The organism is Pedobacter sp. MC2016-24 (genome assembly GCF_015223055.1).
GTDB lineage: Bacteria > Bacteroidota > Bacteroidia > Sphingobacteriales > Sphingobacteriaceae > Pedobacter.
Genome location: NZ_JADFBX010000001.1, coordinates 37,317 through 55,436, shown reverse-complemented (window position 1 = coordinate 55,436; position 18,120 = coordinate 37,317). Strand labels below are relative to the sequence as shown.

At 38.8% G+C, this 18,120-nt stretch carries 18 protein-coding genes; 10 read left to right on the top strand and 8 right to left on the bottom strand.

The window, feature by feature from the left end; translation table 11 throughout:
- Positions 1–47: 47 nt before the first annotated feature.
- Together IM797_RS00230 and IM797_RS00225 are read right to left on the bottom strand one after the other, a co-directional pair.
- A complete protein-coding gene (locus IM797_RS00230; RefSeq protein WP_194125085.1) occupies positions 48–671 on the bottom strand; it encodes a helix-turn-helix domain-containing protein in 624 nt (207 codons plus the stop codon).
- A gap of 25 nt (positions 672–696) precedes the next feature.
- On the bottom strand, positions 697–1,182 hold the full coding sequence (locus tag IM797_RS00225; RefSeq protein ID WP_194125084.1) for a DUF4442 domain-containing protein: 486 nt from the start codon (positions 1,180–1,182) through the stop codon (positions 697–699).
- Positions 1,183–1,262: 80 nt separating this feature from the next.
- On the opposite strand from IM797_RS00225, the gene IM797_RS00220 reads away from it, so the two are divergent.
- Positions 1,263–1,568, top strand: coding sequence for a phosphoribosylpyrophosphate synthetase (locus IM797_RS00220; RefSeq protein ID WP_194125083.1), 306 nt, complete (start codon positions 1,263–1,265; stop codon positions 1,566–1,568).
- Between the two features lie 41 nt (positions 1,569–1,609).
- On the opposite strand, the gene IM797_RS00215 is transcribed toward IM797_RS00220, so the two are convergent.
- Positions 1,610–1,918 carry a hypothetical protein gene (locus IM797_RS00215; protein WP_194125082.1) on the bottom strand — a complete coding sequence of 103 codons (309 nt, stop codon included), beginning with the start codon at positions 1,916–1,918 and terminating at the stop codon, positions 1,610–1,612.
- A gap of 87 nt (positions 1,919–2,005) precedes the next feature.
- Between IM797_RS00215 and hemF the strand changes: the two genes are divergently transcribed.
- The 6 genes from hemF (at position 2,006) to IM797_RS00185 (ending at position 10,799) form a co-directional block, all read left to right on the top strand.
- The gene (hemF, locus tag IM797_RS00210) at positions 2,006–2,902 is read left to right on the top strand and encodes an oxygen-dependent coproporphyrinogen oxidase (RefSeq protein WP_194125081.1); all 897 of its coding nucleotides are present in this window, start codon (positions 2,006–2,008) and stop codon (positions 2,900–2,902) included.
- Between the two features lie 130 nt (positions 2,903–3,032).
- Positions 3,033–5,621 (top strand): DNA gyrase subunit A, encoded by a 2,589-nt coding sequence (gene gyrA / locus IM797_RS00205; protein WP_194125080.1) that lies wholly within the window; start codon positions 3,033–3,035, stop codon positions 5,619–5,621.
- A gap of 66 nt (positions 5,622–5,687) precedes the next feature.
- Positions 5,688–6,761: a tetratricopeptide repeat protein gene (locus IM797_RS00200; RefSeq protein WP_194125079.1), complete on the top strand. Its 1,074-nt coding sequence runs from the start codon at positions 5,688–5,690 to the stop codon at positions 6,759–6,761.
- 84 nt (positions 6,762–6,845) lie between these two features.
- Positions 6,846–7,991 carry a lipopolysaccharide assembly protein LapB gene (locus IM797_RS00195; protein WP_194125078.1) on the top strand — a complete coding sequence of 382 codons (1,146 nt, stop codon included), beginning with the start codon at positions 6,846–6,848 and terminating at the stop codon, positions 7,989–7,991.
- 197 nt (positions 7,992–8,188) lie between these two features.
- Positions 8,189–10,342 (top strand): FUSC family membrane protein, encoded by a 2,154-nt coding sequence (locus IM797_RS00190; RefSeq protein ID WP_194125077.1) that lies wholly within the window; start codon positions 8,189–8,191, stop codon positions 10,340–10,342.
- Between the two features lie 46 nt (positions 10,343–10,388).
- Entirely contained in the window at positions 10,389–10,799 is a 411-nt protein-coding gene (locus tag IM797_RS00185; RefSeq protein WP_194125076.1) for an organic hydroperoxide resistance protein, read from the top strand.
- Between the two features lie 55 nt (positions 10,800–10,854).
- Here IM797_RS00185 and mgtE read toward each other — a convergent pair whose 3' ends face one another.
- Genes mgtE through IM797_RS00170 form a run of 3 tightly spaced genes read right to left on the bottom strand, consistent with a single transcriptional unit; the run spans position 10,855 to position 13,969 of the window.
- Positions 10,855–12,204: a magnesium transporter gene (mgtE, locus tag IM797_RS00180; RefSeq protein ID WP_194125075.1), complete on the bottom strand. Its 1,350-nt coding sequence runs from the start codon at positions 12,202–12,204 to the stop codon at positions 10,855–10,857.
- Positions 12,205–12,231: 27 nt separating this feature from the next.
- Positions 12,232–13,353: a magnesium/cobalt transporter CorA gene (gene corA, locus IM797_RS00175; RefSeq protein ID WP_194125074.1), complete on the bottom strand. Its 1,122-nt coding sequence runs from the start codon at positions 13,351–13,353 to the stop codon at positions 12,232–12,234.
- A gap of 4 nt (positions 13,354–13,357) precedes the next feature.
- On the bottom strand, positions 13,358–13,969 hold the full coding sequence (locus IM797_RS00170) for a WbqC family protein (protein ID WP_194125073.1): 612 nt from the start codon (positions 13,967–13,969) through the stop codon (positions 13,358–13,360).
- A gap of 76 nt (positions 13,970–14,045) precedes the next feature.
- On the opposite strand from IM797_RS00170, the gene IM797_RS00165 reads away from it, so the two are divergent.
- Complete coding sequence (locus IM797_RS00165; RefSeq protein ID WP_255526699.1) at positions 14,046–14,888, top strand: lysophospholipid acyltransferase family protein; 843 nt, start codon at positions 14,046–14,048, stop codon at positions 14,886–14,888.
- Positions 14,888–15,904, top strand: a complete 1,017-nt coding sequence (locus IM797_RS00160; RefSeq protein ID WP_194125071.1) for a glycosyltransferase family 2 protein — start codon at positions 14,888–14,890, stop codon at positions 15,902–15,904. Before IM797_RS00165 ends, IM797_RS00160 begins: the two co-directional genes overlap by 1 nt.
- 14 nt (positions 15,905–15,918) lie before the next feature.
- Here IM797_RS00160 and aroQ read toward each other — a convergent pair whose 3' ends face one another.
- Positions 15,919–16,341, bottom strand: a complete 423-nt coding sequence (gene aroQ, locus IM797_RS00155) for a type II 3-dehydroquinate dehydratase (protein ID WP_194125070.1) — start codon at positions 16,339–16,341, stop codon at positions 15,919–15,921.
- Between the two features lie 45 nt (positions 16,342–16,386).
- Between aroQ and xerD the strand changes: the two genes are divergently transcribed.
- Complete coding sequence (gene xerD, locus IM797_RS00150) at positions 16,387–17,286, top strand: site-specific tyrosine recombinase XerD (RefSeq protein WP_194125069.1); 900 nt, start codon at positions 16,387–16,389, stop codon at positions 17,284–17,286.
- Here xerD and prmC read toward each other — a convergent pair.
- Entirely contained in the window at positions 17,276–18,115 is an 840-nt protein-coding gene (gene prmC / locus IM797_RS00145) for a peptide chain release factor N(5)-glutamine methyltransferase (protein ID WP_194125068.1), read from the bottom strand. The genes xerD and prmC overlap by 11 nt on opposite strands.
- Positions 18,116–18,120: the final 5 nt, after the last annotated feature.

The following is an 18,120-nucleotide window of genomic DNA, read 5'->3' as shown; positions in this document are numbered from 1 at the left end:
AGTCGGTTATTTTAACCTCGGTTTTTAAAATTCCTGTTTATTTTACCTCAGGTTGTTGTAAAATATTCTTCTTTCTCTGAGGTATTCGGCTTAAGCACACCACTTACAATAAGGTTAACTATTATTTTTTGTGCCTTTTTATTTGAGCTTCTGGTGAGCCTGGTAAATTGTTTCAATGTGATGCGACCTTCCTGCCCAAGATATTCAAACAGTTTCTTCTCATCATCAGTGTATGGGATAAGCTGACCGATAGCATCATTGCTCTTTTTAATGACATCAACTATTATTTTACTGGCAAGTAAACTTTTATCATTGACCCTGAAATAAACCCACCATTTTTTATTTTCATCCAGCGCGTAATGCGGTTTAGTATCACTTTTAGGAATATTGACAACAAGAACCAATTTATCATCTACATAGATCTCCTCAAACTCGGGCTCTATAGCTGGCTTACAGAATTGGTGGGCAGATTTGGTAATCATATACCGCTCTTCATCTTCCGACTTGACGCCGATGATATTGCCGTTATCTGCCACGCCAATCAACAATTTTCCGCCTTTATTATTGGCAAATGCGACAAGACTTTTCGCTATTTTTTCATTGTTTGTAATGGTTTTCTTGAAATCAAGCATTGTGCCTTCACCCTGTAAAATTAGTTTCCTGATGTTCATTTCGTTTAAACTTGATCACAATAATTTAATAGGCAATACGAGATTGCTCTCCCTGATGTAGATTACGAATATAAACCTCGTTCATAACCGTAGCACACAATTCACCCGCTGCATCTTTGATTTCCATCGGGTAGGCTTTTACAAATTTACCGCCGGTGTTCAAAGCCTCGATCGCCTCCGTTAACATATCTTCATTCACCTCAATTGTAAAATACAGGCTTTTCCGTCCCGGTTTCAGGTACTGAATGGAGGCACTTTTAAGCCAAACCCTGACTTTAAACCCTCTACGTTGCAACAACTGGTCAAACAGTAAAGCATAAAATGGATCAGTGGCTGCATAAATTGTTCCACCAAAAATAGATCCGTTATAGTTTTTATTAAATAAACTCTTATTAATCTTCACATCCACCCCACGAAATCCCGGATGAAACCTTTTAACCCAAATCCGCTGAAATAAAAGCGGGGGGTATAAGCAAAGGGCCCATTTAAGGGTTTTTTCTGATACAACCATGATGCTTAAATATCAGAAAGTTTATTGAACTATGAAACTTTATACCACATGTTGAAGTAATTTTTTAGTAAATTAGGATTATGTATATATACGACACGCTTACTGCTGCTGTAGCTGATCTGGATAAACGGGGCTACGAATACGATTTTGAACTGGAGCCAGAGTTTATAGAATGTAAGGCGATCGATTTACGGTTAATGCCTGAAGAATTCGAAATTGATGAATTCTATCGCTTTGAAGGCCTGAATGACCCCGATGACAGCGCAGTCATTTACGCAATATCATCCCAGGTTGGAAATTTAAAAGGTGTAATTATAGACGCCTATGGGGCTTATGCGGAGAACCTGGCGCCAGATCTTCTGGATAAATTAAAAATGCATAAATAGCCTGGATCTGATTTAAATAAAACCATTCTTGATTTATATTGTTAAATCATTGAATTTAAATCACATCCCATGAAAAAAGCATATTTAAGTCTTGTCTTTAGCGGATTCTTAATGTTATCTCTATCGGCTTGCAACTCAACCAAAAATGTTTCCGGCACAACGGATAGCATGAGTCGGGACACAGCGATTTCTGTTCCGACAGATACGATGAAACCAGTTGACACTGCGGTTAAGATGCCGCCTGATACAGCTAAAATGCCTCCCGTGCAATAATGAAAAAAAAAAGGCAGCTTATTAAGTTGCCTTTTTCTTGTTCCATCTGCAAGATTGGTTACACGTAATTTTGCCAAAGCATAGTGTCAAAACAATGTACTATCTGTAATTAAAGCTATTATTGGGGGGTTATTAAGGTTAACTTTGAGCTTAGTTTAATTGAAATGGCATTTAAAGATGAAGTAGTAGCTGCTTATCAAAAAATTCAGGACGAAATTTGTAGCAGCCTTGAAATAGCGGATGGAAAAGCCCGTTTTGAAGAAGAAATCTGGAATAGGGAAGGTGGTGGCGGAGGCAGGACCAGAGTGCTGCAAAATGGCAATGTGATTGAGAAAGGCGGAGTGAATTTCTCAGCTGTTCATGGTAAACTTCCTGACGCGGTTAAAAAAGCATTCAAAGTTGAGAGTGATGATTTTTTTGCGACTGGTGTATCAATCGTTATGCATCCCGCTAATCCATTTGTACCCATTATCCACATGAATATCCGTTATTTTGAAATGGATGAACAAACCCGTTGGTTTGGTGGCGGTATAGACCTTACGCCACATTATGTGATCGATACAGATGCCCGTTTTTTCCATCATCTGTTGAAACAAACCTGTGATGAGTTTGATGCTTCGTTTTACAGCAAATTCAAGGCTACGGCTGATGATTACTTTTTCATTAAACACAGAGAAGAAACAAGAGGGGTTGGCGGAATTTTTTACGACCGCCTGAAGCCAGATAATACAGGACTTTCATTTGATCAGCTGCTCGATTTTTCTGTAGCGGTTGGCAACACCTTTATTCCGGCCTATACTGAGTTAATCGACCGAAACCGGGATGCTGAATTTACAGAACAACAACAGGAATGGCAATACTTGCGCAGAAGCAGGTATGCAGAATTCAATCTGGTCTATGACGCAGGCACTAAGTTTGGCCTTGAAACCAATGGACGAATAGAATCTATCCTGATGAGTTTGCCGCCCCTGGCCAAATGGACATACAATTATAACCCAACAGCTGGTAGTCCGGAAGCAGATACCTTAAGTAAACTAAAAAAAGGGATTTCATGGGCCTAGAGTAGTCAAAATGATACTTCTTTTATGCGATAAAATTTTCCACAATGCGCCTAAACGGCGCATTTTTTATTAAATTCGCAAGGTTATAAGAATACCACATTTAAATCGTTCTTAAGGAACATTAATATTTATGGCAGAAGATTTAGAAAATCAAGAAAACGATAAAGTAATTAGAATCGATATTGACGAGCAAATGAGATCCGCTTACATCGATTACTCGATGTCAGTTATCGTATCAAGGGCATTACCTGATGTACGAGATGGATTGAAACCCGTACACCGCCGTGTTTTATACGGTATGCTCGACTTAGGTGTAACCAGCAGTAAACCACATAAGAAATCTGCCCGTATTGTGGGTGAAGTATTGGGTAAATATCACCCGCATGGTGATGCGTCTGTATATTTTACTATGGTTCGTATGGCTCAGGATTGGAGCTTACGGTATCCAATGGTAGATGGTCAGGGAAACTTTGGACACATTGACGGTGATTCACCTGCAGCGATGCGTTATACAGAGGCCCGCTTCTCCAAAATTGCAGAAGAAATGCTGGCGGATATCAATAAGGATACTGTAGATTTTCAATTAAACTTTGACGATACTTTACAGGAGCCAACAGTTTTACCTGCTAAAATCCCTAATTTGCTCGTAAACGGATCATCAGGTATTGCTGTAGGTATGGCTACCAATATGGCTCCGCACAATCTGGCAGAGGTAATTGATGCAACAATAAACTACATCGACAACAGGGAAATCACCATCGAGGAATTGATGAAGTTTGTTAAAGCGCCGGATTTCCCAACCGGGGGTATCATTTACGGTTACACAGGTGTGAAAGAAGCTTTTGAAACTGGCCGTGGACGCGTATTGATGCGTGCAAAAGCTGAGATTGAAATGCTGAAAGACCGTGAGGTGATCATTGTAACTGAAATCCCTTACCAGGTGAATAAAGCCATGATGATTGAGCGTACGGCTGAATTGGTTGGTGAGAAAAAAATTGAAGGAATTTCTAACATTAAAGACGAATCCAATAAGGATGGTATCCGCATTGTTTACGAAATCAAACGTGATGCAAATGCTTCCATCGTCTTAAATAATCTATTTAAACAAACAGCACTACAAACCTCATTTAGTGTAAATAACATTGCACTGGTAAAAGGCAGACCACAAATGTTAAATCTGAAAGATTTAATCATGCACTTTGTGGATCACAGGCATGAGGTGATCGTTCGCCGTACTAAATTTGAATTGTCTGAAGCTGAAAAAAGAGCACACATCTTAGAAGGTTACCTGATCGCATTAGACCACCTGGACGAAGTGATCAAGTTAATCCGTGCATCGGAAACTCCTGAAGAAGCGCGTGTTGGCTTAATGGAGAAATTTGGTTTGAGTGATATTCAAGCCAGAGCGATCTTAGACATGACTCTACGTCGTTTAACCGGACTGGAACGCGATAAGATTAAAGATGAGTATGCTGAATTGATGAAAACCATTGAGTATTTGAAATCAATCCTGGCTGATGAAGGCCTGCGTATGCAGATCATCAAAGATGAGTTGACAGAAATTCGTCAGAAATTTGGTGATGAGCGTCGTACTCAAATTGTTCACTCTGCGGAAGACATGAGCATGGAAGACTTCATCGAAGATGAGGAAGTGGTCATTACCATCTCACACGAAGGCTATATCAAGCGTACCCCTGCAACCGAATACCGTACGCAAGGTAGAGGTGGTAAGGGATCTAAAGGTTCTGATTCAAGAAATGAAGATTTCATCGAGCATTTGCTGATTGCTTCAAATCACAACTACATGTTATTCTTTACAGAAACGGGACGTTGTTTCTGGCTTAGGGTTTACGAAATTCCGGAAGGATCGAGATTAAGTAAAGGAAGAGCTATCCAAAACATCATCAACATACCTAAAGAAGAGAAAATCAAAGCCTTCATCAAGGTGATTAATTTGAAAGACCAGGATTATCTGGAAAACAATTACATCATCATGTGTACTAAAAAAGGAACGATTAAGAAAACTTCATTAGAAGCTTACTCAAGACCTCGTGTTAATGGTATCAACGCAATTAACATCAATGAAGGTGATCAGTTGTTAGAAGCAAGCTTAACTACAGGATCTAGCGAAATTGTAATGGCTTTACGTTCAGGAAGAGCAATTCGTTTCAATGAAGAGAAAGTCAGACCAATGGGTAGAACCGCTACAGGAGTTAGAGGTGTGACCTTGGGCCACGACAAAGACGAGGTAGTTGGCATGATTGCTGTGGATGATCCGGGAGCAACCGTATTGGTGGTTTCAGAAAAAGGTTATGGCAAACGTACAGATATCGAAGATTATCGCGTTACCAACAGAGGTGGTAAAGGTGTTAAAACCATTAATATCACTGAAAAAACCGGTGCTTTAGTGGCTATTAAAAATGTGACAGACGCTGACGATCTGATGATCATCAACAAATCTGGTATTGTGATCAGAATTGTAGTTAGCGAACTGAGGGTAATGGGACGCGCCACGCAAGGTGTTCGCTTAATTAACCTGAAAGGCAATGATGAAATCGCTTCTGTAGCAAGAATTGAACATGAAGACGAAGAGATTGAAGATGCAGAAAGCCATGTTGTAGTTGATGGTGAGCCAGCAGGAGAGGGTGACGTGGAAGAAGATGTTGAGGAGGAAGGTGATGAAGCAGCTGATGAGGAAACAAACGAAGAAGAAAACTAATGTAAATAACATAAAACTACCCCTGATACGGGTAGTTTTATAACCTTAAAAACAAATTATATTCTAATGAAAAAGATACTTTTAAGTTTAATGTTTGTAGGTGTAGCCTCATTTGCAAACGCTCAGAAAAGTGAAATCAATGAGGCGAAAAAAGCATGGAATCTTTTAGGTATTACCGCTGGGAAAACCTTAACCGATCACTTAAAATCACTGAATGACGGATTGGCGCATACTGATAAGGCTATTGCTAATGAAAAATCAAAAGACTTACCAGACGCCTGGTCATACCGTGCTTTATTTGCATCAAGAATTGCTCTTGTAGATTCTGTAGACCAGAATAACTCAAAGAAATTTCAGGGAATAGCTGAAGAAGCCATAACAAAAGCAAAAGCTTTAGATGTTAAAAATTCTGAAAAGGACAACATTGAGCAAGCCAGTACAAATGTCGAAAACGCATTGAGAAACAGAGCAATTTATGCTTATAAAGCTAAAAATTTCCCTGCAGCACTGGAAGCATTCAATGACATCACCGCAAAACACCCAAATGACACTTCAATGTATGTGAATGCAGGTGTTACAGCTAAAGAAATTCCAAATTATCCTGAGGTGATCAGAAACTTCAAAAAAGCGATTGATCTGAACTATAAAGATGCTAAAATCTTATATTCTGAGATCATCAACATTACCTTTGACAAATTGAAAGACAGTGTAGCTGGATTGGCATTGGTAAAAGAAGCCTCTTTAAAATTCCCTGAAGATTCTTATTTCATTGGCTTGGAAACTGATCTTTACATTAAAAGTGGTGACATCGCTAAATCTCAGGAGATGTTGACTAAATTGATTGCAAAAGATCCAAAAAATGCAACTTATCAATATTTGATGGGAGATACTTATTACAAGCAAGCCTTAGCTGTTCAAAATAAAAGAAACAGTATCGATGCTAAAAAAGTAAAAGAATTCAATGCCATGGGTGTAACCATGATGAAATTCATCGACCAGTCTGTTCCGTATTATAATGCAGCTTTAGCATTAGATCCAAAAAACAGCAACGCTTTAGAAAACCTTAAAATTATTTACCTTTTCAAAGATGATAAAGTTAAATATGAAGAAATAAAGAAAAAAATAGATGCCTTAAAATAATATTCGTTCATTTTAAGCTTAAAAAAGAGGGGTAATTTTTATCCCTCTTTTTTTTTATATAAGTTTGTAGGAAGATGTTTTTATATGCGTAAGATAATTTTTAGTAGTATTTTCCTGGTTTCATTAAGTGGTCACGTAGCTCTTGCACAAAAAAGTCAGCTCCAAATTGCCAAAAATAGCGTTGGTAAATTACAGGTTGCAATCAACCTCAAACAGGATGTCAAAAAACAACTCGACATACTAGGAGAGGGGATTAAAGCAAGTGAAGCGGCTCAGAAAGATAAAAAAACAGGAAAATGGCCTGAAACCTGGGCGCTAAAAGGCTATTTAAGCTCTTATGTTGCAATTATAGATCCCAATGATTCAAATGCAGACAGGTATTATACACTGGCAACAGAAGCCATTGATTCTGCAAAAAAACTCGATAAATTCCAAGCAAATTATCGGTTGATTGAAGCGTCTTCATATAATATAAATATCGTAAAACAAAGAAAAGGAAATAAAGCCTACGCAAACAGTGATTTTGCGGCAGCATTTGATTTGCTTGCCCAGGTGAGCGATTATTTCCCAAAAGACACAACTTTAGCAATCAATACAGCGCTGGCTGCTCAAAACATACAGTCGTTCGATAAATCCCTGATCTATTTTAAAAGAGCCAAGGAAAACGGCATAAAAAATCCAATCGTGTTTCAAAATATGGCTGACATTTACAGCTCAAAATTCGAGCACGATCTGGCCATTAGAACCCTTGAAGACGGGATTAAGGCAAATCCATATAATGTATATTTAACTAACGATTATATCAATCTGTTACTTGATAACGAAAAATATACCGAAGCTGCTCAGGTTATTGAATCTACGCTTAAAGTTGAAACAGGAAATAAATTGCTTTATTATCTATATGGATATCTTCAGCAAAATAAAACAAACTACAGTACAGCGGAATTGGCTTACAACCGAGCGTTAAAATTAGACGAAAATTATTTCGATGCATTATATCAACTTGGTGTGGTTTACATCAATTCAGCAAATGAATCGCTTAAATCCAATAAGAAAGACAATAAACAAAAATACAGTGCATTCATTAACCGTGCAGAAATGGCCTTACTACAAGCGCATGAGATCAATCAGAATGACAAATCTACAGTTCAGTTGCTGATCGATATTTACACCCGTAAAAACAGATTAGATAAGGTACAAGACCTAAAAGGGAAACTGGAGGAGTTTTAAAATTAACGCTTTGAAAAGAAAAGATAAGGTATGTTACAATTCGTTACTTAACATAATATTAATTATAACACAATTATTATATAATTACATATTTCCTGTTTAAATTATAAATTGTGAATAGATTAAACAATTATAAAATCTTATATTGATGCTTTAAACGGTACAACATTTGAATAGCGTTATTCTAAATTTACAGCATGCTTCATCGTCCAATCAGAAATATACACGATTTTTTATTAAGTACGTATTTTGCTGATGGACTCCGCATTACACTTGGTGTACTTTGTCCGTCCTTAATACTCGCGCAATTCAGTATGCTTCAGTATGGTATGACTTTATCGCTGGGTGCTTTGTGTGTCAGCGTTGTGGATACCCCAGGCCCAATTGTTCACCGCAGAAATGCAATGCTCATAACAACTGCATTAATCACGCTCATATTTATAGTGGTCGGTTTAACAAACAGCAATGTTTACTTTACAGGAACATTGATTGTACTGTTCAGTATCGTATTTTCTATGTTTTTCGTTTACGGTACCAGAGCTGCTGCAATTGGCACCGCCTCATTATTGATCATGGTACTGAGTATCGATGATGTCAGACCATGGAATGAAGTATTGATTTCGTCTGGATTGATACTTGCGGGAAGCTTATGGTATACCTCATTGAGTTATTTTTTCTATCGGATCCGACCTTATCGCCTTGTACAACAGACATTGAGCGATTCCATACACGAAGTCGGACTTTTTTTACGTGCCAAAGCCAAATTCTACCATAAAAATATAAACTACGACCAAAATTATGCGGATTTACTGCAATTACAGGTACTAGTTCATGAAAAGCAGGATGCGGTTCGGGAAGTTTTATTTAAGACCAGAGAAATTGTTCGGGATTCTACGCCAGAAGGCCGTTTTTTATTATTGGTATTTGTAGATATGGTTGATTTGTTTGAACAAGTGATGTCAACCTATTACAATTACGATAATTTACATCAGCAGTTTGATTCGTCAGGAATTTTATCTAATTACGAATCCGTAATTATAAAAATAGCGGACGAACTTGATGAGATTGCATTTTCCTTAAAAACGGGAGGCACCCCTCGCCCACCGACTTCGCTGATCGAAGACGTAGAGAGACTGAGGAATGAGATCACAAATTTAGAAAGCAACAATACAGATGGAAAATACAATACATTAGGTATCATTGCTTTAAAAAATATTGAAGTCAATATTGAGAATATTCTGGCCCGGGTTAAAACCATCAATGGTTACTTCAACAAAAAGGAAAAGAAGAATTTAAAACCCAGGGAGATCGAAGTGGAGCGTTTCATTACCCGGCAGAATATCGATATTAAACTACTCTACGAAAACATAACTTTTAGCTCCTCAACCTTCAGGCACTCGTTACGCGTAGCTATTGTGATGCTTATCGGCTTCATTGTCGCGAAATCCCTCAGCTTTTCTCACAGCTACTGGATCCTGCTTACCATATTGGTCATCTCCAAGCCGGGCTTTAGCCTCACCAAAAAAAGAAACTATGAGCGCATCATAGGTACAGTCGTCGGCGCTTTTGTCGGCATGGGCATTCTGGTCTATATCCACGATAAACATACATTATTCTTCATTTTACTGATCTGCATGATTGGAAGTTACAGTTTCCAACGTAAAAACTACGTCGTCAGTGTGCTTTTCATGACCCCTTATATTTTAGTTTTATTTGACTTCCTCGGAATGGGAAGCTTATCTATAGCCAGGGAACGTATTTATGATACACTAATCGGTTCTGGAATTGCCATTTTAGCAAGTTACTCCTTATTCCCAAATTGGGAATACGAAAAACTCAAAGAGGCTATGCTGGATATGCTGAAAGCAAATATGAGGTATTTTGAAGAGGTCACTTATCTCTATGCAGAACAGGTCCACAACCTAACCAATTACAAAGTTGCAAGAAAAGAAGTTTACGTAACCACGGCTAATCTTGCTTCAATGTTTCAGCGCATGTTTTCCGAGCCAAAAAGCAAGCAGGTACTGATGACAGAACTCCATCAGTTCACGGCGCTAAACCATCTTTTTTCGTCTTATATTGCTTCTTTGTCTTTGTATAAAAAAGAACATGATTTTTCGGTTTCCAATTACGAAACCCTTAAACCGGTTGTTCAAAACACCATATACTTGTTCAACCTTTCTATTGATAACCTACAAAGCAACAAAGGATTAACCAGTAATGTTCCATTAATCAGATCTGCTGAAATTACGAGTGGACAAACGGGCGAAGCCTCCATTTCTGAACAATTTGACTCACTGCAAAAGGTAGCTTATGACATTTTTAAATTGTCTGAGAAAATTAAAATTTAAAACCTTCTCAGGTTAAAACTGTTGTTATACATATTAAAATAACATTATGGAAAAATTATATACAGCGTCAGTTACAGCCACTGGTGGACGCGACGGACATATCAAGTCTAGTGATGGAATCATTGAATTTGATTTAAGAAAACCGAAAGAGATGGGTGGTCAAGGTGGCTCTACCAATCCTGAACAACTTTTTGCAGCAGCATGGGGACCTTGTTATTTAGGTGCGCTTGGCTCTGTTGCCCAACATGATGGTGTAGATACAACTGAGGCAACAGTAAATGTGCACGTATCTTTTAATAAGGATGGAAATGCGTTTGTATTGTCTGCAGATCTGGATGTACATATTCCTGGTATTTCATTAGATGAAGCACAAAAACTAGCTGATAAAGCACATCGTGCCTGCCCATATTCCAAAGCAACAAAAGGAAATATCGAGACACGGGTTACAGCAATTTAATTAAATAGGATATTAAAGTCTTCTGAATAGAAATCGGAAGACTTTTTTTATGGAATTAAAGCAATAATTTACTAGCCAGCCCCAATAAGAGTAAAAATCCAAAAACATCTGTAAATGTGGTAATGATGATAGAGGATGCAATTGCAGGATCTATTCCTACCCTTTTGAGAATCAACGGGATCCCCGCTCCTGTCACACCCGCGATTAGTAAATTGCCGGTCATAGCCATAAAAATAACAGCGCCCAGTAATGGATTTGAATCAAAAAATAGTGCAAAAACGAATACAATCAGACCGGTTACAGCCCCGTTAATTAAACCAACAGTAAACTCCTTTAAAACAGCGCGGTAGGCCTGGTTATCCGTCAGATCGTACAAAGAGATACGACGTACCGTAACTGCGAGCGCCTGTGTAGCCGCATTGCCACCCATACCAGCAATAATGGTCATATAAGCAGAAAGAATAGCTATTTGCTTTAAAATAGGCTCATAATGCCGTACCACTGCCGAAGCTAAAAAGGCGGTGCCCAGATTTAACACCAGCCATGGAAGACGCGATTTTACAGCTTCAACCCAATTTCCGCTCAGCTCCTCATCTTCAGATACACCAGAGATCTTTAAAATGTCCTCTGTATTTTCGTCTTCAAGTACATCAATAACATCATCAAAAGTAACACGTCCCAGAAGCTTCATGTCATTGTCAACTACCGGAATACTTGTGATGTTGTATTGAGAAATTAAACGTGCAACTTCTTCCTGATCGGTATCTGGAGTAACCCAGGCTACCTCTGCTTTAACCAATTCCGTAATGAGCACATTACCTTTCGCCTTAATGATGTCTTTAAGTGATACAATACCCTTAAAAACATTGTCGTTGTCTATGACAAAAATGGTGTAAAATTCCTCAATTTCTTCGCTTTGCCGAATGATTTCTTCGATTGCATCCTTCTTGGTCATGTTGATGTTCACCCGGATAAACTCCGTATTCATCAAACCACCCGCTGTTTCCTCATCGTAACTAAGCAGGTTTCGGATATTGGAAGCATCATCTTCGCTCAGATCGCCAAGAATTTCCTTTTGCTCATGTTCTTCCAGTTGAGAGATGATATCTGTTGCATCATCATAATCCAACTCCTCCACAATCTCGGTCCTGCGATCGGGATGCAATTGCAATAGTAATTCTTCAGGATGCGATTCCTCGTGCATCTCCGAAATCACTTCAGAGGCGATTTCAACAGACAAAAGGTTGATGATTCGTTGTTTGTCTTCCTTATTTAAACTCTCGAAAAGAATGGCAATTTCGGACGCGTGATATTCCTCAAGAATAATCTTGAGCTGTTCGTCACCACCAGCTAAGGCAAGTTTTATTTTAGATACATCTGTCCTGTCTAGGTCGAAAGATTGCATGAGATCTCAAAGGTAACATATTCAGCGCTATTTAAACCATCCTTTTCTCCAGAAATAGATGATTTGTAAAACTGCGATTATGGCCATACCAATCATGGTATATAAATATCCATGAGCCTGATACAGTTCTGGCATATTCATGGGTAGGATCTTTCCTGTCTTTGGGTCCTGTTGCGCAAAGTTCATCCCATAAATACCCGCAATAAACGTGAGCGGAATAAAAATAGATGAAATGATTGTCAGCACTTTCATGATTTCATTCATCCGATTACTGATGATGGAAAGATACATATCGATATTACTGGCTGAAATTTCCTTTAAAGACTCTACAATATCTATAATCTGGATACAGTGGTCGTAAGCATCCCTGATGTACATTTTAGTTTCGTCTGTGATCAGGCGGCTATCACTTCTAAGCATATCGTTCAGTTTATCGCGTTCCGGCCATACCACCCTCCTTACCCCGATTAGATTGCGTTTAACGAGTTGTGTATCGAACATAATGCTCTTGTCTGGCTTATCGAACAAACGATCTTCAATTAAGTCTAACTCCTCTCCCCAGGAACCTAATATTTCAAAATAGGTATCCACAATAATGTCCATAAGGGCATACATCAGATAACTGCTGCCGGCAGTCCTGATATTTCCCTTACCAACTTTTAAACGCGTCCGCACCGGCCCGAGGCAATCGTCATAGCTCTCCTGAAAAGTAAACAATACCTGTTTCTTCAAAATGAACGAAACCTGGTCGTTGTCCATATTTTTCTGTTCGTCAAAATGGAGCATACGGCTTACCGCAAAATCATAATCGTCATACTCTTCCAGCTTTGGTCTTTGATATGTACTGGTAATGTCTTCCAAAACCAACCGGCTGATTGAAAAATCTTTGCTTAAACTTTCAAAAAGTGCCGGAGAGTTGAAACCTTTAATCTCTACCCAATACGTAAAATCATGATCTGAAATCAGCTTTGATAAATTATTGATGCTTGTCAGTTCCGCTACTTCGTAAGTATCCGCATTGTACTTGTATAAATTTATACGTGGCTTTAATGCGTTTTCATCAATAAATACACTTCCGGGACTGGTACCCGCTGCCGGCAAAGAATAGCGTTTGTTATGCTTGCGTTTACGTGGTGCTGGTTTCCCCATATCATCAAATATAAGACCTGGCTTGTGGTCCCTGATTAAATAACAAATCTACAATGCTTAGGTTTGTCTTAAACCCAAAACGATCATCAAACACCTGAAAATAAGGTTTTAAATCCACCTCAACAACTGGTTTTTTGAAATGAATTTTAGATCTGAAATCCAGATCAGCACTTATATCTTTAACGTATGCTGTTGTAAATACCGGTGCAATTTCTGTTTTCAACTGCTTAAACAACCAGTTTAGAAGCTCAATGTTATACTCAAACAACCACTCGTACTTTTTACGGTAAAATTGAGCAAATTCATCTTCATAATATTCAAAGTAAGCAGAATTGCGATAGCAGCTCTCAAAGCTCTTCCAATGCAGCCGTTGCCAGTTAAAATCGTTGCTTATTTTCACGTCTTTAATCTTGGTATGTACTTTAGAACCCCTGATAACAGGAATAATTAAGTCAAGATCTCCATTTGGAGAATAGATTCTTGCACGGTTTCGATAGGTTTGTTTCGGAAAATGCTCTTCCCGCTCCAGTAAAAAATCGTAATTAAAAGCTTTTAAACCAGAAAAATAACTGACAGGGGGAAGATAAAAAAGAGGAAATATAGCTGAACTTTGCATCTGATAATTTATGTTTGCATTCCAATTCGCCAAATTAATGATAAAAAAAAGCTTTTCTTATATAGGAATATTTTTTTTGAACATTTTATCACTATTGCCACTATCGCTTCTTTATCCCATAGCAGCTTTGGGTTATTACCTCGTATATTATATATTTCCATACCGCAAACACATCGTACGCGAAAATTTAGTCAATTCCTTTCCTGAGAAATCCAAATCCGAAATAATCTGGCTGGAGAAGAAATTCTTCAGGTACTTATGCGATCTGATTGTGGAAATTCTTAAAATGGCTTCCATTTCGAAGTCAGAACTTCAGCGACGGGTCAAATTCACCAACCTGGATCAGGTTGAACGCTATTTCAGCGAAGGAAAAAGTGTGCTGGCCTGTACCGGTCACTATGGAAACTGGGAGCTTTGTATGCTTGCCTTAGGCACCTATTTGTCTGCACCAGAATATGTCATTTATAAGCCCTTAAACAATCAGATTTTTGGAAATTGGTTTTATAAGATCCGTACACGTTTCGGCAACCACTTTATATCCATGCGCCAGACGCTAAGGGCAATAGCCTCCACGCGGAACGAAGCCACAATGTTTTGCTTTGCAGGTGACCAGACCCCGGTGGGTAGCGAGGCCCATTACTGGATAAATTTCATGAACCAGTCTACGCCAGTACTGCTTGGGCTGGAAAAGATTGCCATGCAAACCAACAGGCCAGTCTTTTACTTCAGTACACGCATCATTAAAAGAGGATATTATGAGGTGGATTGCATTCCTTTGTGTCTGGATCCAAAAAGTACCCAGGAATACCAGATTACCAATATGCAATTTGCATTTCTGGAAAACATATTAAAACAAGAACCTGCTTACTGGCTATGGAGCCATAGGCGATGGAAACATAAACAACATAACGCAGGATAATGACGACACCAAGTGTAGCGGTAGTAATTTTGAATTGGAATGGTAGGGCTTTGCTTGAACAGTTTTTACCAGGTGTAGTTCAGTCCAAATATGATAATTTACAGTTAATTGTAGGCGATAATGCCTCTACTGATGACTCTATAGATTTTGTCCGCAAGCATTATCCTAACGTTAAATTGATCGTCAATGACCACAATTATGGCTTTGCAGAGGGATACCGCAAAATACTCCAACAAGTGCAGGCAGATTACTACGTCTTGCTAAATTCTGATGTTGAGGTGCCGGTAAACTGGATACAACCTGTGATCGATCTCATGGAAACTGATCCTTTAATTGCTGTTGCACAACCTAAAATCAAATGGCAGAAAGATAAAAGTAAATTTGAATACGCTGGCGCTGCGGGCGGCTACCTTGACCTACACGGCTATCCGTTTTGCAGGGGGCGTTTGTTTGACACGGTAGAATCCGATTTAGGGCAGTACAATGATCAAAAAGAGGTTTTCTGGGCCAGCGGGGCTGCACTTTTCATTAAAAGTAAACAATGGAAAGAAATTGGAGGCTTAGACCCTGATTTTTTCGCCCATATGGAAGAAATAGATCTTTGTTGGCGACTGAAAAATCTGGGCTATAAGGTAGTTTATTGCCCAGAAGCTGAAGTGTATCATGTTGGAGGTGGAACGCTGGATGCGAATAATCCATATAAGGCCTATCTCAATTTCAGAAACAATCTGATCATCATGCAAAAGAATTTACCTGCAGGAGATGCTTACTTCCGGATTTTCATCAGGATGTCACTTGATTTCATTGCCTGGTTCAGGTTCTTGCTGCAAGGAAAAACGGAATTTGCCTGGGCCATCAATAAAGCACACTATCATTTTGTAATTGGTATACCAAAAAACGCCGCAAAAAGAGCGATCAGGCAGATCCCTTTTTTACAGCATACGGGACAATATCCTTCTAGTATAGTTTATGCTTACTTTGTGAAGAAAATCCAATATTTCACACAACTTTTCTAAGCAAAAATTTATTTTTAAACTGCCTTAAGTAAACTTTCAATCGCAAGGCGGTAACCGTCCATTCCAAATCCAGTCAAAACGCCACGGCAGTTTTTGCCTGTTAAGGAAACGTGCCGATATTCTTCCCGGGCATAAATATTAGAAATGTGAACTTCAACAACAGGTGTTTTAATCGCGGCAATGGCATCGGCAAGCGCAACGGAAGTATGTGTATAGCCCCCCGCATTTAAAACCAAACCATCATAACTGAAGCCGACCTCATGTAATTTATTAATCAACTCCCCCTCTACGTTACTCTGAAAATAATCAATTTCCAGCATGCTGTACATGTCACGCAATGTCTTTATATATTCTTCAAAACCCTGACTGCCGTATATACCCGGTTCACGAACTCCTAAGAGATTCAAATTTGGGCCGTTAATAATTTGTATCTTCATCCATTCAAACTTAAAGTTTAAAACTTACAGTATAAAATTTTTTTTGTGATTAATAACCCCTATTTACAATCGTTTAAAAACTATCTGAAACTGGAAAGATCCTTGTCTGGCAACTCCATTGAAGCCTATCTAGGCGATCTGAATAAGCTGCTACAGTATTTTGAATCACATGATAAAGCGCCTAAAATCAAGGACATTAGCCACAACGACCTAAAGCTATTTATCACCTGGATCAATGAACTCGGAATGTTGCCGAGTACACAGGCACGGGTAATTTCCAGCTTAAAGGCTTTTTTTAGTTTCTTACAATTGGAAGAGGTAATACTCGACGATCCATCCTCACTACTTGAAGCCCCAAGACTATCCAAAACATTACCGGATACCCTGAATATCCATGAAATTGACATCCTGATCAATGCCATCGATGCTTCTAAACCGGAAGGAATGAGAAATAAGGCAATTTTAGAAGTGTTGTACGGCTGTGGCTTAAGGGTTTCAGAATTGGTAAATCTCAGGCTGTCAGATATCCATGAGGAAAGCGAGTTCATTAGGATCATTGGAAAAGGGAACAAAGAGCGACTCATTCCTATAGGAAATAATGCTTTGAAATACATCAATATATATATAGCTGAAGTTCGTGTGCAGCTCAATATCAAAAAAGGATTTGAAAATTACATTTTCTTAAACAGAACGGGTAGCAGCCTGTCCAGAATTTCAGTGTTCACAATGATCAAATCACTGGCCGAAAAAACGGGTATGAAAAAAAGCATTAGCCCACATACCTTTCGCCACTCATTTGCAACTCATTTAATAGAAGGTGGTGCCGACTTACGTGCTGTCCAGGAGATGTTGGGTCATTCCAGCATCACGACAACCGAAATTTACACGCATTTGGACCGCGACTACCTGCGGGGCGTAATTATGGAAGCACACCCTAGAAGCTAGCTTTTATCATGCGGTCTTTCCCCTGCATATCCTTCCTTAACTCAATATGCTTAAATAACTTAGATGACAACATCTGAACCATTTCCGAACCTAAATATTCGTTGATCTCTAAAAATAGGAATCCACCTGTTGTAAGGTTATTGACCGCAAAATCAGCAATGGCTTTGTAAAAAACGAGTGGATCTTCATTGCTGACAAACAAGGCCAGGTGCGGTTCGTTTTCCAGCACATTGTGATGCATTTGAGCCTTCTCATCTTCCTTGATATAAGGAGGGTTACTGACAATGACATCATATTTAACTTGTCCACCTTGATAAGTCAAAATATCCTGTTGTATAAAATTGACTTCGACTTGATTTAAAACCGCATTATTTCTTGCTATGCCTAGCGCATCTATAGAAACATCAAGCGCCGTTAGTTCAGCCACACCCAGCTCCTTTTTCAGTGTAATCGCAATGCAGCCACTACCAGTTCCAATATCCAATATTTTAGTTTGATTTGTGACTGTGCTTAAAATCCAATCCACGAGCTCTTCCGTCTCTGGCCTGGGAATTAATACGTCTGTATTTACTTGAAATTTCAGGCCAAAAAACTCAGAAAACCCCAAGGCATATTGTATTGGGCTTCCGAGCTTTAATGTGGTAAGCAAGCTTAAATACTTCAACTCCGATTCTTGAGAAATGAAGTCCATGCCTTTCAAAACCATGTCTAACTTCCGCAATCCCGAGTATTGTGCTGCAGCTATATAAAACATGGCAGAAGCTTCGTCCGCATCGTAAATGTCCTGTAATTCTATTGTAAAATGTTGCAACAGTTGCCTTAAATTCATAGCCA